A 15,856-nucleotide genomic window follows, 5' to 3' on the forward strand; every position below is an offset into this window, starting at 1 on the left:
GCCGGCGGCGACGAGACCGACCGACCGCGGGCGGACCGTCGGCCGGGGCGCGACGGGGCGGGCGGTGCGGGCGGAGGGCCGCCCCGGACGGACGGCGGCGCCGGCACGGACGCGGCCGCAGACGCGGGCGGAGGCGCGGACGGGGCCGGGCCCCGCGAGCGGCCCGCCCGGCGTCGCTGACTCCCCGGGGGTTGGACTCCTCACACGTACCAGCTTCCGTCATGGCGCCGCCGTATCCGCGGTGAGCCGCCCGGGCGGTACGCGGGTGCGACGCCGTGCGCCACGGCTGCCCTCTGGCGTACCGTCTGCACCATCCAGCACAGCGACCAGGACCGGCGATCCACGTGAGTTCCTCCCACAAGTCCGATACGTACCGGTTGGTGCGTACCCCGCCCGGTCCGGCGAGCCTCCCTGCCTTGGACGCAGCCCAGCGCTCGGTGGTTGACCACCGCGGCGGACCGCTGCTCGTCCTGGCCGGGCCCGGCACCGGCAAGACCACCACCCTGGTGGAGTCCGTCGCCGAGCGCGTGCGGCGCGGGGGCGATCCGGAGCGCATCCTCGTACTGACCTTCGGCCGCAAGGCGGCGGTCGAACTGCGGGACCGGATGGCGGCCCGCCTGCCCGGGCCCGCGCCGCGGACTCCGCAGATCACGACGTTCCACTCGTACTGCTACGCGCTGGTCCGCGCCCACCAGGACGCCGACCTGTTCGCCGAGCCGCTGCGGCTGCTGTCCGGCCCCGAGCAGGACCTGCGCATCCGCGAACTGCTGGCCGGCCAGGCGGAGCTGGAGGACACCGGAAGGGAGCGGGCCCGCTGGCCCGGGGAACTGCGCGCCTGCCTGACCACGCGCGGCTTCGCCGACGAACTGCGGGCCGTCCTCGCCCGCAGCCGCGAGCTGGGTCTGGGCCCGGACGCGCTGGACGCCTTCGCCCGCCGCGCCGGCCGTCCCGACTGGCGGGCCGCCGCGTCCTTCCTGGCCGAGTACCTCGACGTGCTGGACCTCCAGGGCGTGCTGGACTACGCCGAACTGGTCCACCGCGCGGTGCTGCTCGCCGAGCGGGACGAGGTGGGGGCGGAGCTCGCCGCGCGCTACGACGCGGTGTACGTCGACGAGTACCAGGACACCGACCCGGCGCAGGTGCGGCTGCTGCGCGCGCTGGCCGGGCAGGGCCGCACCCTGGTCGCCTTCGGCGATCCCGACCAGGCGATCTACGCCTTCCGCGGCTCGGACGTCAACGGCATCCTCGACTTCCCCCACGTCTTCCGGCGGCGCGACGGCGCCCCGGCCCCGGTGGCGGTGCTGCGCACCGGCCGCCGATCGGCCTCGGCGGTGCTGGAGGCCACCCGGCGGATCACCCTCCGCATGCCGCTCACCCGGCTCCCGGCCGAGACCGTACGCGCCCACCGGGAGCTGTCGGCGGCCCGGGAGGGCGGCCGGGTGGAGGTGTACACCTATCCCACCCCCGGCGCCGAACTGGACAACATCGCCGACCTGCTGCGCCGCGCCCGTCTCGAGGAGGGCGTGCCGTGGCGGGAGATGGCGGTCCTGGTGCGTGCCGGACACCGCACCATCCCCGCGCTGCGGCGGGCGCTGACGGCCGCCGGCGTCCCGGTGGAGACCGACGGCGACGACGTGCCGCTGAGCCGGGAGCCGGCGGTGGTGCCCCTGCTGACCGCGCTCCGGGTGGCGGCGCGGGCCGCCGTGGCGGACACCGCCGGGGCGGGCCGGGCCGGCGGAGCCGGGCGGCCCGCGGGGGAGACCGGCGGCGCGGACGACGGTGCGAACGACGGCGCGGACGACGGTGCGGACACCAGTGCGGAAGGCGGTGCGGACGGGCCCTGGATCGGCGTGGAGACCGCGCTCACCCTGCTGACCTCCCCGCTGGGCGGCATGGACGGCGCCGATCTGCGCCGCCTGGGCAGGGCCCTGCGCGAGGAGGAGCGCGCCGCCGGCCGCGCCGTGCCCCGCCCCTCGGACGAGCTGCTGGCCGAGGCGCTGTCCGAGCCCGAACGGCTGGTGGCGCACGACCCGTCGTACGCGCGCGGCGCCCGAGAGCTGGGGCTGCTGCTGCGCAAGGCGCGCCAGGCGCTGGCCGGCGGCGCCACGGCCGAGGAGGCGCTGTGGCTGCTGTGGAACGACGGCCTGGACGGCGACCGGGACGGCCGGTGGCCCGCCCGGCTGCGGCGCGCCGCCGAACGCGGCGGCACCGCCGGCCGCAACGCCGACCGCGATCTGGACGCGGTCTGCGCGCTGTTCGCCGCCGCCGCCCGCGCCGAGGAGCGCGCCGGCGGGCGCGGTGCGCTCAACTTCCTGGAGGAGCTGGACGCCCAGGACATCGCCGGCGACACCATCGCCCCCCGCGCGCTGCGCCCCGACGCGGTGCGGCTGATGACCGCGCACCGGGCCAAGGGCCTGCAGTGGCGGCTGGTGGTCGTCGCCGGGGTGCAGGAGGGGCTCTGGCCCGACCTGCGGCGGCGCGGCTCCCTGCTGGAACCCGACCGGATAGGCCGCGACGGGCTGGCCGAACCGCTCACCCCCGGCGCGATGCTGGCCGAGGAGCGCCGGCTGTTCTACGTGGCGGCCACCCGCGCGGCCGACCGCCTGGTCGTCACCGCGGTGCGGGCCGCTGCCGAGGACGGCGACCAGCCCTCCCGCTTCCTGACCGAGCTGGGCGTCGAGCCGGAGGACGTCGCCGCCCGCCCGCGCCGCCCGCTGTCGGTGTCCGCCCTGGTCGCCGAGTTGCGCGCCACCACCGTCAACCCCGGTGCCACCCCCGGGCTGCGCGAGGCCGCGGCCGAACGGCTGGCCGCCCTGGCCGCGCTGCGCGACGACGACGGCGTCCCCCTGGTCCCCGCCGCCCACCCGCACCGCTGGTGGGGGCTGTACGAGCCGACCCGCTGCGAGGTGCCGCTGCGGGACAGGGACCGGCCGGTCGCCCTCTCCGGCAGCGCGCTGCACCAACTGGCCACCGCCTGCTCGCTCCAGTGGTTCCTGGGCCGAGAGGTGAAGGCGGAGCCGCCCGCGACCGCGGCCCAGGGCTTCGGCAACGTGGTGCACGTCCTGGCCGACGAGGTCGCCTCCGGCGGCACCCCCGCCGACCTGTCCGTCCTGCTGGAGCGGCTGGACTCGGTGTGGGACTCGCTCGCCTTCGACGCGCCCTGGAAGTCGCGGCAGGAGAGGGAGAACGCCCGCGCGGCCCTGGAGCGCTTCCTGCGCTGGCACGTGATGGAGCGCGACCTCGGGCGCGAGACGGCCGCCACCGAGCACGACTTCGACGTGACGCTGGAGGCGGGCGGCCACCGGGTCCGCGTCCGCGGCTCCATGGACCGGGTCGAGCGCGGGCCCGACGGCCGGGCGTACGTCGTCGACTTCAAGACGGGCAGGAGCAGGCCGACCGCTGCCGAGGTCGAGCGCCACCCCCAACTGGCCGTCTACCAGCTCGCGGTGCGCGAGGGCGCCCTCGACGGGGTCGAGGGCTTCGGGGGGCGGCCGGAGCCGGGCGGCGCGGAGCTGGTCCAGCTCAGGATCGGCGCGCCGAAGCGGGAGGGCGGCGACGAACTCCCCGCCGTGCAGCGGCAGCGCGCCCTGTCCTCCTACGACGGGGACGGGGAGTGGGTCGGCGAGCTGCTGGCCGACGCCGCCGGGCGCGTTCTTGACGAGCGGTTCACGCCCTCCCCCGGACGGCACTGCGACACCTGCTCGTTCAAGGGGGCGTGCAGCGCCCGCCCCGAGGGGCGCCACATCGTGGAGTGAGCGTGGGGGCGGGGTGGGGGCGGGCGCCGCCCGGGCCGGGAATCCGGTCCCGGTCCCGGGAACCGGTTGTCGGCGCTTCGTGGTCCCATGTTCCGGAACGGCATCGTACGAACGGGAGGCGGCGGACCGGTGGGGGAGAAGCGGGGGCTTCTGGCGGCGGCGGTGGTCTGCGCCATGGCCGTGGTGCTGACGGGCTGCTCAGGCGGGCCGAGCGGGCCGGGCGGTACGGGCGGAGCGGAATCCGGACCGGGAGGCGGTTTCCCGCCGGGGATCGGCGGGACGGATCCGGCGGCTCCGGAGGAGGCCGGGGAGAAGGAGGGCGCCCCCCTCACCGGAGGATTCGGCAGGACGAGGCTGGAGCAGAGCTCCGCCGGGAAGATCATGGAACGGGCCGCCGAGGCGATGAGGGAGGCCGACTCGCTGCGCGTCACCGGCTGGGTGGCCGCCGCCGGCGACGGGAGGATGACGATCGACCTGGCGCTCGCCGGGGGCGGGGAGTGCACCGGCACCATGACGGTGGGCGGAGGCACCGCCGAGATCCTCGCCGCCGAGGGGCAGACGTACATGAAGGGCGACGAGCGGTTCTGGGAGAGCCGGAGCGACGGCGGGCCGGGGGAGGACGTGGCCGTCGAGATGCTCTCGGAGCGCTGGGTGAAGACGGGTTCCGGGGAGTCCGGCGCGGGCCCGGGCGCCTTCTGCGACCTCGACGGGCTGCTGGAGGACATGGAGTCCGGCGGGTCCGGGGAGACCGGGAAGCGCGAGCCCGTCGACCTCGACGGCCGGGAGGTCATCCCGCTGGTCCAGGAGGAGGACGGCGAGGGGACCACCACCGCCTATGTCGCCAACGACGACGACCGGCCCTATCTGCTGAGGATGGAGAACGAGGGGAGCGGCGAGCCGGGTGTGATGGACTTCACCGGCCACGGGGAGGAGGTCGTGGTCGAGGTGCCGGATCCGGACGAGGTTCTCGACCTGAGCGAGATGCGCGAGGACTCCGGCCTGCACGAGTCCGTCTGAGCGGAGTTGACGCCCCGTCGGGGGGAGGGCGCCGCCTTCCGGGCGGCCCCCGCCCGCCACCGCCGCGCCGCGGCTGTCGGCGCGGCGCGCTAGCGTCTTGTGGGTGCCCGCACACCTCACCGACTCCGACGACCTCCGGCGGATCCTCGGCATCCCCTTCACCGCCGAGCAGATGGAGTGCATCACCGCTCCGCCCGCGCCGCAGGTCATCGTGGCCGGAGCCGGTTCGGGCAAGACGACGGTGATGGCCGCCCGGGTGGTCTGGCTGGTGGGCACCGGGCAGGTCGCGCCCGAGCGCGTGCTGGGCCTGACCTTCACCAACAAGGCGGCGGGCGAGCTGGCCGAACGCGTGCGCGGGGCGCTGCACAGGGCGGGCGTGCTCGACCCCGACCCCGCCGGCCCCGAGCAGCCGCCCGGCGAACCGCGGATCTCCACCTACCACGCCTTCGCCGGGCAGTTGCTGGGCGAGCACGGACTGCGGCTGGGCGTCGAGCCGTCCGCCCGCCTGCTGGCCGACGCCACCCGCTACCAGCTCGCCGCCTCGGTGCTGCGCACCGCGCCCGGTCCCTTCACGGCGCTGACCAAGTCCGTCGGCGAGCTGGTGCGCGACCTCCTCGCCCTCGACGGCGAGCTCTCCGAGCACCTGGTGGAACCGGACCGGCTGCGCGCGTACGACCGCGAGTTGCTCGATCTGCTGGAGAGCGGCGCGGTGAGCCTCACCAACGCCGCCCTGCGGAAGGTGCCCGAGACCGCGCGGGGCCGCCTGGAACTGCTGGGGCTGGTCGAGGAGTACCGCAGGCGCAAGCGGGAGCGCGAACTGCTCGACTTCGGCGACCAGATGGCCCTGTCGGCGAGGCTGGCGCGCGACGTGCCCGAGGTCGGGCGGATCCTGCGCGAGGAGTACGCCGTGGTGCTGCTGGACGAGTACCAGGACACCTCCGTGGCCCAGCGCGTCATGCTGGCCGGCCTGTTCGGGGGAGGCACCGGCCATGCCGTCACCGCCGTCGGCGACCCCTGCCAGGCCATCTACGGCTGGCGCGGCGCGTCCGTGGCCAACCTCGACGACTTCCCCGAGCACTTCCCGCTCGCCGACGGCACCCCCGCCCGCCGCCACGCCCTGAGCGAGAACCGCCGCAGCGGCGGACGGCTGCTGGAGCTGGCCAACACCCTGGCCGCCCCGCTGCGCGCCCGCCACGCGGGCGTGGAGGCGCTGCGTCCCGCACCGGGCGCCGAGCACGACGGCCTGGTGCGCTGCGCGCTGCTGCGCACCCACGCCGAGGAGATCGCGTGGCTGGCCGACTCCGTCGCCCACCTGGTGAACACCGGCACCCAGCCCGGCCGGATCGCCGTGCTGTGCCGCACCGCCGGCGACTTCGCGCGGATCCAGGGCGCGCTGGTGGAGCGCGGGGTGCCGGTCGAGGTCGTCGGTCTGTCGGGACTGCTGCATCTTCCGGAGATCGCCGATCTGGTCGCCATGTGCGAGGTCCTCCAGGACCCGACCGCCAACGCCGCCCTGGTGCGCCTGCTCACCGGCCCGCGCTGGCGCATCGGCCCGCGCGACCTCGCCCTGCTGGGCCGCCGCGCCCGGCTGCTGGTGCCCGGCGGCCCGCGTACGGGCGACGGGGACGCCGGCGTCGAGGCGCGGCTGGCGGCGGCCGTGGAGGGCACCGACCCGGCCGAGGTGGTCTCGCTCGCCGACGCCCTCGACACCTTCCTGGGCACCGGCGGCCACGACGACCCGCTGCCGTTCTCGGCCGACGCCCGGGTGCGCTTCGCCCGGCTGGCCAAGGAGATACGCGATCTGCGGACCTCGCTCGCCGACCCGCTGATGGACGTGCTGCACCGGGTGCTGTCCGTCACCGGCCTGGAGGTCGAACTCTCCGCGTCCCCGCACGCGCTGGCCGCCCGCCGCCGGGAGACCCTCGGCGCGTTCCTGGACGTCGCCGCCGGATTCGCCTCGCTGGACGGGCAGTCCACCCTGCTGGCCTTCCTGGGCTTCCTGCGCGCCGCGGCCGAGTACGAGAAGGGCCTGGACAGCTCGCTGCCCGGGGAGGAGAACACCGTCAAGGTCCTCACCGCGCACAAGTCCAAGGGCCTGGAGTGGGACGTGGTCGCCGTCCCCGGGCTGGTGGCCGGGAACTTCCCCAGCGGGCAGGCCCGCGAGTCCTGGCTCTCCCAGCCGAAGGTGCTGCCGCCCGCGCTGCGCGGCGACGCGGGGACGCTTCCCGAACTGGCCGGCTGGACGGCCGGGGACCGCAGGGCCTACGACGAGGCGGTCAAGGAGCACCAGCACACCGAGGAGCTGCGGCTGGGCTACGTCGCCTTCACCCGGCCCCGCTCCCTGCTGCTGGGCTCGGGCCACTGGTGGGGGCCCAGCCAGAAGAGGCCGCGCGGTCCCTCCTCCTTCCTGGAGGCGCTGCGCGCGCACTGCGAGGCCGACCCGCGGCACGGCGAGGTCGAGCACTGGGCCGGGGAGCCGGAGGAGGGCGAGGAGAACCCGGCCCTCGAGGAGCGGGCCGAGGAGCGCGTCTGGCCACTGCCGCTGGACGAGGAGGCCCTGGCCCGCCGCCGTGCCGCCGCCGCGCGGGTCATGGCCCGCCTGGACGGGCGGACGGGGACGGACGGGAGGGCGGGCGGACGTACGCTGCCCCGCCCCCGTACGGCTCCGGAGCCTGACCCGGAGCCGGAATCCGTGCCCGCCCCGGAGGCCGGGCCGGAAGCCGGGCCGGAACCGGTGGGGGAGGACGCGCGGACCGTCGCCTCCTGGGACCGCGACATCGAGGCGCTCACCGCCGAACTGCGGCGGGCCCGGTCGGGCGTGCGGGAGGTGCCGCTGCCCCCGGCGCTCTCCGCGACCCAGCTCGTACGCCTGGCCGCCGACCCCGAGGGCTTCGCGCGGGACCTGGCCCGGCCCATGCCGCGGCCGCCGCGGCCCGCGGCCGCCCGCCGGGGCGCCCGCTTCCACGCCTGGGTGGAGTCGCGCTTCGAGGAGCTGGAGCTGCCCCTGCACGACCCCGAGGAGCTGCCGGGCGCGGAGGAGGAGGGCGGAACGTACCCGGGCGGCGACGACACCGGGATCGCCGACGAGAAGGACCTCGCCGCGCTCAAGGAGGCGTTCGGGCGCACTCCCTACGCGCACCGCACCCCCTACCGCGTCGAGGCGCCCTTCCGGCTGGTGCTCGCGGGCCGGGTGGTCCGGGGCCGGATCGACGCGGTGTACCGCGACGAGGAGGGCCGCTTCGAGATCATCGACTGGAAGACCGGGCACTCCGGCAGGGCCGACCCGCTCCAGCTCGCCGTCTACCGCCTCGCCTGGGCCGAGCGGCACGGGCTGCCGCCCGAGGCCGTGCGCGCCGCCTTCCTCCACGTCCGCAGCGGGGAGCTGGTCCGCCCCGCCCGGCTGCCGGGCCGAGCCGGTCTGGAACGGCTGCTGCTGCACGGCGCGGACGTCACGGACGGCTCGCACGGCGCGGAGGGCGCGGACGGCACGGGGGGCATGGACGCCCCGGATGTTCCGGACATCCCGGGCGGCCGGGGGGTGCCCGGCGTCCGGCGGGACGCGGCGGCCGATTCCGGGACGGGCGGGACGGCCGGATAGGCTCGGGGCATGAGCACCACCCCGGCCGCTCGTGGACACCGCCGTCCGCGTGCGCACCGCAGGCCGGCCCGCCGTCCCCGCGGACGGTCGGCGCCCCCCTCCCCCGGCACGGGGGAGCGGACGGGACGGCTGTGCGCGGGCGCCGCCGCGGACGGAGGGGGACGGGTCTTCCACCGCACCCGGACTGCACGGGATGGTCCGGCGGCCGTCGTACGCACCCGAACCACCGCTCACGCAGCAGGGGAAGTTGGTAGCAGCCGTGATCACCTGGCCCGACCACACCACCGCCCGCCCTCCGGTCACGCTCACCGCCACCGGCGGCATAGACCGGGCCGCCCACCACCGGCTGGACGAGGCCTGGCTCGGGGCGGCCTGGAGTCACCCGACGACCCGCTGCTTCGTGGTGTCCGGCGGGCAGGTGCTGATCGAGGACACCGGGGACGGCCGCGCCGAACTGGTGACCATGCCGTCCTTCGACGCCCCGCTGACCGAGGCGCACCGCTACTTCCTCGGCATCGACGGGGACGGGGTGCGCTACTTCGCGCTCCAGAAGGACGCGCTGCCGGGCCGGATGGACGACGCGGCCCGCCCGGCCGGACTGCGGGAGGCGGGCATGCTGCTCTCCGAACGCGACGCCCAGCTGATGGTGCACGCCGTGGCCCTGGAGAACTGGCAGCGCATGCACCGTTTCTGCTCGCGCTGCGGCGAGCGCACGGTCATCGCCGCCGCCGGCCACATCCGCCGCTGCCCGGCCTGCGGCGGCGAGCACTACCCGCGCACCGACCCGGCCGTGATCATGCTGGTGACGGACCCGGGGGGCCGGGCGCTGCTGGGCCGCCAGGTGCACTGGCCCAAGGGCCGCTTCTCCACGCTCGCGGGGTTCGTGGAGCCGGGCGAGTCCATCGAGCAGGCGGTCGTCCGCGAGGCGGGCGAGGAGGCGGGCGTCACGATCGGCAGGGTCGAGTACGTCGCCAGCCAGCCGTGGCCCTTCCCCTCCAGCCTGATGCTGGGCTTCGTCGCGCACGCCACGTCCACCGAGATCCGGGTGGACGGCGAGGAGATCGAGGAGGCCCGCTGGTTCTCCCGCGAGGAACTGCGCGCCGCGTTCGCCTCCGGCGAGGTGCTGCCGCCGTCGGGCATCTCGATCGCGGCCCGGCTGATCGAGATGTGGTACGGGCAGCCGCTGCCCGGTCCGCTGTGACGGACCGCCCGCCGCGGGCCCGGCTCACCGGGCGCGCGGCGGGCGGCCGGCGGTGGTGTGTCAGGCGCCCAGAACGGCCTTCACCGTCGCGATCGACGGGTTGGGCAGGGCCGAGCCGTCGGGGAAGAGCACGGTCGGGACCAGCTGGTTGCCGTTGTTGACCTTCTCGACGAAGGCCGCGGCCTCCGGGTCGTGCTCGATGTTGACCTCGGTGTACGCGATTCCCTCGCGGTCCATCTGGCCCTTGAGCCGACGGCAGTAGCCGCACCAGGTGGTGCTGTACATCGTGACCGTTCCCGCCATGGGTTCTCGTGCTCCTCGTCTCGGCTTGTCGGCGTACTGGCATCGGTGGAACGTTCAAGCGGCCGGGCTCATTCCCGGCGGTCCGGACGGCGTCGTCCACGAGCGCACCCTCGGCCGGCGCCGCTCCGGTGCCCGGACCGGGGTTCCGCGGGGCGTTCCTGCTACGAGTCCCGGCCACCTGTGGACGACGGTTACCGGCCCCCGGGCCGACCTGGCAGCATGGCGGGGTGACAGCAGCAACGCCCTCCTCCCCCTTCCCCCACGTCCCCGATTCGCCCGACGCGGTGCTCGAAGGACTCGATCCGGAGCAGCGCGAGGTGGCGACGGCACTGCACGGCCCGGTGTGCGTGCTGGCGGGGGCCGGTACGGGCAAGACGCGCGCGATCACGCACCGGATCGCGTACGGGGTGCTGGCGGGGGTGCTCCCGCCCGCGAGCGTGCTGGCCGTCACCTTCACCAACCGCGCGGCGGGCGAGATGCGCGGTCGGCTGCGCCAGCTCGGCGCCGGCGGTGTGCAGGCCCGCACCTTCCACTCCGCGGCCCTGCGCCAGCTGCAGTTCTTCTGGCCGAAGGCGATCGGCGGTGATCTGCCGCGCCTGCTGGAGCGCAAGGTCCAGCTCGTCGCCGAGGCCGCGGCGCGCTGCCGCATCCGTCTCGACCGCAACGAACTGCGCGACGTGACGGGCGAGATCGAGTGGGCCAAGGTCACCCAGAGCGTCCCGGAGGACTATCCGGCCGCGGTGGCGAAGTCCTCGCGCGAGGCCCCGCGCGACCCGGCCGAGGTCAGCCGGATCTACGGGCTCTACGAGCAGCTCAAGCGCGAGCGCTCGGTCATCGACTTCGAGGACGTGCTGCTGCTCATGGTCGGCATCCTCCAGGAGCGGCCGGACATCGCCGACACCGTGCGGCGGCAGTACCAGCACTTCGTGGTGGACGAGTACCAGGACGTCAGCCCCCTGCAGCAGCGGCTGCTTGAGTTGTGGCTGGGGGACCGGGAGAGCATCTGCGTCGTCGGCGACGCCAGCCAGACGATCTACTCCTTCACCGGGGCCACCCCGGACCACCTGCTCGACTTCCGCACCCGGCACCCCGGCGCCACGGTGGTGAAGCTGGTGCGCGACTACCGCTCCACGCCGCAGGTGGTGCACCTGGCCAACGGGCTGCTGGCCCAGGCCCGGGGCCGGGCCGCCGAGCACCGGCTGGAGCTGGTCTCCCAGCGCGGGGCCGGGCCCGATCCCGTCTACACCGAGTACCCGGACGAGCCCGCCGAGGCCGAGGGCGTCGCCCGCCGCATCCGGGAGCTGATGGACGCGGGGGTGCCCGCGAGCGAGGTCGCGGTGCTCTACCGCGTCAACGCCCAGTCCGAGGTCTACGAACAGGCCCTGGCGGACGCGGGAGTGCCCTACCAACTGCGCGGCGCCGAGCGCTTCTTCGAGCGGCCCGAGGTGCGAGAGGCCGGTGTCGCCCTGCGCGGCGCGGCGCGTGCCGAGGGCAACGACCCGCTGCTGGCCGACACCGTGGACCTCCCCTCCCAGGTGCGGGCGGTGCTCGGCGGCACCGGCTGGGCGCCGCAGCCCCCGGCCGGATCGGGGGCGGTACGCGACCGCTGGGAGTCCCTGGCCGCCCTGGTGCGGCTGGCCGAGGACTTCGCGCGGGCCCGGCCGCAGGCGACGCTGGCCGACCTCGTGGCCGAGCTGGACGAGCGGGCGAACGCCCAGCACGCCCCCACCGTCGAGGGCGTCACCCTCGCCTCGCTGCACTCCGCCAAGGGTCTGGAATGGGACGCGGTCTTCCTGGTCGGGCTGACGGACGGGACGCTGCCGATCAGTTACGCGAAGACCGACGAGCAGATCGAGGAGGAGCGCCGGCTGCTCTACGTCGGCGTCACCCGGGCCCGGCACCACCTCTCCCTGTCCTGGGCGCTGTCGCGTTCGCCGGGCGGCCGGGGCGGACGCCGCCCGAGCCGTTTCCTGGCGGGGCTGCGGCCCGGCTCCCCGCCCGCCGGTGGCGGCCGCGCCGGCGCCGGCGGGGTGGAGCGCGGCGGCGGACGTTCGCGCAGGCGGCGCGGTCCGGTGCGGTGCCGGGTGTGCGGGCGCACCCTCACCGACGCGGGCGAGATCAAGCTGATGCGCTGTGAGGGCTGCCCCTCCGATCTCGACGAGGAACTGTACGAGCGGCTGCGCGAGTGGCGCTCGGCCCAGGCGCGGCAGCTCGGCCAGCCGGCCTACTGCGTCTTCACCGACAAGACCCTCATGGCGATCGCCGAGGCGCTGCCCGACAACGAGGCGGAGCTGGCGCGGATCCCGGGCGTGGGCGGGCGCAAACTCCAGAGGTTCGGCGCCGATGTGCTGGCCCTGTGCGCGGGCGAGGAGATCGGCGCGGATCCGGGCGAACCGGCGGGCGAACAGACGGCCGAACAAGCGGATGAGGAGATTCCGGAATCTGTCACAGAGGCTGTTACGAATCCGCCCGGAAAATAGTTTGCGCGGGCCGTCCAAACCCTCATAGCCTTCCGGGCATGGACGAGGCGGGGCCTACTGGCTCCACCGAATCCATGCTGTACTGAACCCTGAACGCCCGGATCGACACACCCGATCGATCCCCCAAAGCGCCGAGAGGAGGCGAACTTCGATGACCACCACGATCACCACCATCACCACGGAACCGATCGGTCGCGAGGTCCTCGCCTCCTGCCTGCTCGGTTCCCGCCTGTCCGGCACCCGCGCCCTCGGTGCCGCGGCCGTGCGCCCGGTCTCCCTCGCGGTTCTGCCGATCCGTGAGCGGGTCAGCGAGCGACCGACCCAGGCACCCGCGGTAGTGGCGGCGGCACAGGCTGATGCCTATGCCTTCACCGGCGCGGCCAACGGTGCCGGCAACGGACAGAAGCAGGCCAAGCACCACACGATGTGGGCCTTCCGTGGGCTCGAACCCTGGAGAGATCCAGCCTGATCGGCACGATCAGGTCGGCACCTTCCAGGGCCGCGGAACCCACACCGGGATCCGCGGCCCTTCTGTTTTCCCCAAGCGGCCCGGCCACCAGCCGGGTCGAAGAGACGACACACAGACGAGGAATCCACCGCCGTGCACATCCAGACGCACGCCCCGTCCGTACAGCCCGACCCGATCCGAACGTCCGATTCCACGGAGGACTCCTTGACCCCGCTCACCACGCTCACCGAGCTCGACGACGCCATCGAGCGTCTCGGTGTGGCCGTGCCCTGCCGCAGCTACGACCCGGAGGTCTTCTTCGCCGAGTCGCCGGCCGACGTGGAGTACGCCAAGTCCCTGTGCCAGACCTGCCCGCTGCGCGAGGCCTGCCTCGCCGGCGCCAAGGACCGCCGCGAGCCCTGGGGCGTCTGGGGCGGCGAACTGTTCGTCCAGGGGGTCGTCGTCCCCCGCAAGCGGCCGCGCGGCCGTCCCCGCAAGAACCCGGTCACGGCATGAACACCGTCGGCACGATCGATCACCCCGCGACGCACGGTCCCGCGCTGCGTCCCTTCCCGAAGCCGGAATCCGCGATGACCCTCAACACCGACAACCACGCGAGCACACAGCCCGACGCCACCGCCTCGCTCCAGAACAGGACCCGCGACATGCAACTCATCCCAGAAGCCATGGCCCGTGCCCATATGCGCGAACGCATGCGGGAGGCCGAGTTGGAGCAACTCGGCCACCGGGTGATCACCGCCCGCCGTATGCAGCGCCGCGCCGAACGGGCCTCCCTGCGGGCCCGCCGCGCGCTGGCCCTGGCCATCATGCAGTGACGGCTCACCGGCCCGGCCGCTGCCGGGCCGGTGACAGCTCTCCTCCGCCGGCCCTGATGGACCGGAGCCGGACCGGAGCCGGGGCCGGACGGCCGGGAGCGGAAGGCGACGAGACAGACCGGGAGCCGGGGCGGTCACCGCCCCGGCTCCCGCCCTTCTCCGGGCGGGGCGCGGCGAGCCCGGCCGCCCCAGGACCCTCAGGCGGAGGTCTCGGTCACCTCCGCCTCCTCCTCGGCACCGTCGAAGTACTCCTCGTCCTCCTCCGGCAGGAAACCGGGCACCCACGCCTCCATCTCCTCGTGCATGCGCACCTGCGCGCCGAGCTGGCACAGCACACCGATCGTGCTGAGCGTCACCCGGTGGATCAGCAGATAGGAGGGCGGCAGGTTGAGCTGCTTGCCCAGCTGGTAGGCGGGGGAGCGCGGATCGGCGACCCGCGCGGCCTGCTCCCGCATCCAGTCCCGGGAGAAGACGAACTCCTCCTCCTGCGCCGGTTCGATGATCGGCAGGAGGTACTCCAGCACGGCGTCCGGATCCAGCTCGACGGACGGCTTGATGAAGCCCTCGTCGCACAGCAGCTCGTGGACGCCTTCCGCGTCGCCGTCGAGCGCCATCCGCAGCGCGACGCCGATCGTCGGCGGCAGTCCCTCCGGCAGCCGGTCGACCGTGCCGAAGTCCATCACCCCCAGCCGCCACTGCTCGGGCGGCCCGTCGGGGGCGTCACCGGTCAGCAGACGGAAGTTCCCCGGGTGCGGATCGGCGTGCAGCAGCCCGGTGCGGGCCGTGCCGGAGAAGAGGAAACGCGCCAGCAGCTGCCCGGCCCGGTCCCGCTCCTCACGGCTGCCGTCCCGGATCACATCGGCCAGCGGCACACCCTCCAGCCACTCGGTGACCAGTACCTGGTCGCACTGGTACACCACGTCCGGCACCCGCACGTCCGGATCGTCGGCGAACTCCTCCGCGTACGCCCGCTGCGCCCGCGCCTCCAGCTCGTAGTCCAGCTCCTCGCTGAGCCGGTCGCGCATCTCCGAGACCAGCGGCTTGATGTCCACGCCCGGGATGAGCGGGCCCAGCAGCCGGACGAAGCGCCCCAGCTGGTTCAGGTCCGACAGCAGGGCCTCACCGGCACCGGGGTACTGCACCTTCACGGCCACCGGGCGGCCGTCGTGCCAGACACCGCGGTGCACCTGCCCGATCGAGGCCGCCGCCGAGGGCTTGTCCTCGAACTCCTCGAACAGCTCCCGCCAGTCCTCGCCCATGCGCTCGGCCAGCGCGGCGTGCACCGTGGCCACCGGCATCGGCGGCGCCGCCTCCTGGAGTTTGGTCAGGGCCGCGCGGTAGGGGCCGGCCACCTCCTCCGGGAGCGCCGACTCGAAGACCGACAGCGCCTGGCCGAACTTCATGGCGCCGCCCTTCAGCTCCCCGAGGACCTTGAAGAGCTGCTCGGCGGTGCGCTGCTGCAACTCCTGCCCGACCAGGTCCGCGGAGTATCCGCCGATCCGCTTGCCCAGCCCCCAGGTCGCGCGCCCCGCCATCCCCAGCGGCAGCGCGGCCAGCTTGGCGGTACGGGTGACGGCCTTACGCGGAAGATCCGACATGTGCCCCTCCAACTTCCCGACAGCACGACCAGGTGGCAGCGCCGAGGACAGCGGTCATGTGGCCATTGTGGACCGCCGGGCCCCGTCCGCCGAGAGCGGGCGGCCGCCGTGCCCGGAAGCCGCACCGCACGGACACTCCGGATGAGGCCGCACCGGCTCGCACTCGGCGCGCAGCCGCGGCAGCACCCAGTGCTGCCGCGAGTCCGTGACACAGCTCTCGTCCCCGTCCAGGAAGCTCAGCGCACAGGAGGCGGTGGCCCCCGCGACCACCGTCGCCAGCGCCACGTCGCAGGCGGGCACCGCCGACCGCCGTGCCGACCTCCACTGTGCCACCACCAGCGGCCAGGCGGGCTCCCGCTCGGCGCACCCGAGCATCAGGCACTCCGCGCAGGCCGCCGCGCCCGGCAGTACCAGCGGGCCCACGAAGCCGGTGGCCTCGACCACACCGGCGTACAGATGCGGCCGCCCGTCCCGGACCAGTTCCTCGGCCGCGGCGGGATCCGGGGCGTAGGCGGCCAGGCCGTCGCGCGGGGCGATCACCACCAGAGCGAGCCCCGGCGCGCACTCCCCCCGGCCGGCGCCGTCCCCCCGGCCGGGGCGGGGCGGCCCGGTCCCGGCGG

10 protein-coding genes and 1 pseudogene are annotated in these 15,856 nt (G+C 75.0%); 8 read left to right on the forward strand and 3 right to left on the reverse strand.

All coding sequences use genetic code 11. The features are described from left to right. Positions 1-344 precede the first annotated feature (344 nt). The 4 genes from ACLIYP_RS24380 to nudC all read left to right on the forward strand — a co-directional run bounded on the left by ACLIYP_RS24380 (position 345) and on the right by nudC (position 9,571). On the forward strand, positions 345-3,755 hold the full coding sequence (locus tag ACLIYP_RS24380; RefSeq protein WP_412715259.1) for an ATP-dependent helicase: 3,411 nt from the start codon (positions 345-347) through the stop codon (positions 3,753-3,755). 129 nt (positions 3,756-3,884) lie between these two features. Continuing rightward, positions 3,885-4,772 (forward strand): hypothetical protein, encoded by an 888-nt coding sequence (locus tag ACLIYP_RS24385; RefSeq protein ID WP_412715260.1) that lies wholly within the window; start codon positions 3,885-3,887, stop codon positions 4,770-4,772. Positions 4,773-4,875: 103 nt separating this feature from the next. Next, positions 4,876-8,370 (forward strand): UvrD-helicase domain-containing protein, encoded by a 3,495-nt coding sequence (locus tag ACLIYP_RS24390; RefSeq protein ID WP_412715261.1) that lies wholly within the window; start codon positions 4,876-4,878, stop codon positions 8,368-8,370. A gap of 259 nt (positions 8,371-8,629) precedes the next feature. Next, positions 8,630-9,571: an NAD(+) diphosphatase gene (gene nudC / locus ACLIYP_RS24395; RefSeq protein WP_412715262.1), complete on the forward strand. Its 942-nt coding sequence runs from the start codon at positions 8,630-8,632 to the stop codon at positions 9,569-9,571. Positions 9,572-9,631: 60 nt separating this feature from the next. Here nudC and ACLIYP_RS24400 read toward each other — a convergent pair whose 3' ends face one another. Then, positions 9,632-9,874, reverse strand: a complete 243-nt coding sequence (locus ACLIYP_RS24400) for a mycoredoxin (RefSeq protein WP_093661309.1) — start codon at positions 9,872-9,874, stop codon at positions 9,632-9,634. A gap of 227 nt (positions 9,875-10,101) precedes the next feature. Between ACLIYP_RS24400 and ACLIYP_RS24405 the strand changes: the two genes are divergently transcribed. The 4 genes from ACLIYP_RS24405 to ACLIYP_RS24420 all read left to right on the forward strand — a co-directional run bounded on the left by ACLIYP_RS24405 (position 10,102) and on the right by ACLIYP_RS24420 (position 13,638). Then, on the forward strand, positions 10,102-12,354 hold the full coding sequence (locus ACLIYP_RS24405) for an ATP-dependent DNA helicase UvrD2 (RefSeq protein WP_412715263.1): 2,253 nt from the start codon (positions 10,102-10,104) through the stop codon (positions 12,352-12,354). Positions 12,355-12,505: 151 nt separating this feature from the next. Further along, on the forward strand, positions 12,506-12,823 hold the full coding sequence (locus tag ACLIYP_RS24410; RefSeq protein ID WP_412715264.1) for a hypothetical protein: 318 nt from the start codon (positions 12,506-12,508) through the stop codon (positions 12,821-12,823). 132 nt (positions 12,824-12,955) lie between these two features. Beyond that, complete coding sequence (locus ACLIYP_RS24415) at positions 12,956-13,318, forward strand: WhiB family transcriptional regulator (RefSeq protein ID WP_093661313.1); 363 nt, start codon at positions 12,956-12,958, stop codon at positions 13,316-13,318. After that, positions 13,315-13,638: a hypothetical protein gene (locus ACLIYP_RS24420; RefSeq protein WP_410536582.1), complete on the forward strand. Its 324-nt coding sequence runs from the start codon at positions 13,315-13,317 to the stop codon at positions 13,636-13,638. The genes ACLIYP_RS24415 and ACLIYP_RS24420 overlap by 4 nt, the downstream gene beginning before the upstream one ends. A 197-nt stretch (positions 13,639-13,835) precedes the next feature. Here the strand turns inward: ACLIYP_RS24420 and ACLIYP_RS24425 are convergent, their stop codons facing one another. Next, positions 13,836-15,236 carry an ABC1 kinase family protein gene (locus ACLIYP_RS24425; RefSeq protein WP_412715265.1) on the reverse strand — a complete coding sequence of 467 codons (1,401 nt, stop codon included), beginning with the start codon at positions 15,234-15,236 and terminating at the stop codon, positions 13,836-13,838. 54 nt (positions 15,237-15,290) lie between these two features. Further along, positions 15,291-15,856 (reverse strand): annotated as a pseudogene (locus ACLIYP_RS24430) (ThiF family adenylyltransferase); the annotation flags it as partial.

Origin of the sequence: Streptomyces nanhaiensis, from assembly GCF_046614825.1 — a bacterium.
GTDB lineage: Bacteria > Actinomycetota > Actinomycetes > Streptomycetales > Streptomycetaceae > Streptomyces > Streptomyces radiopugnans.

Coding starts and splice junctions, on each gene's coding strand:
- ACLIYP_RS24425 (WP_412715265.1), bottom strand. CDS start 15,236: ATGTCGGATCTTCCGCGTAAGGCCGTCACCCGTACCGCCAAGCTGGCC.
- ACLIYP_RS24410 (WP_412715264.1), top strand. CDS start 12,506: ATGACCACCACGATCACCACCATCACCACGGAACCGATCGGTCGCGAG.
- ACLIYP_RS24420 (WP_410536582.1), top strand. CDS start 13,315: ATGAACACCGTCGGCACGATCGATCACCCCGCGACGCACGGTCCCGCG.
- ACLIYP_RS24400 (WP_093661309.1), bottom strand. CDS start 9,874: ATGGCGGGAACGGTCACGATGTACAGCACCACCTGGTGCGGCTACTGC.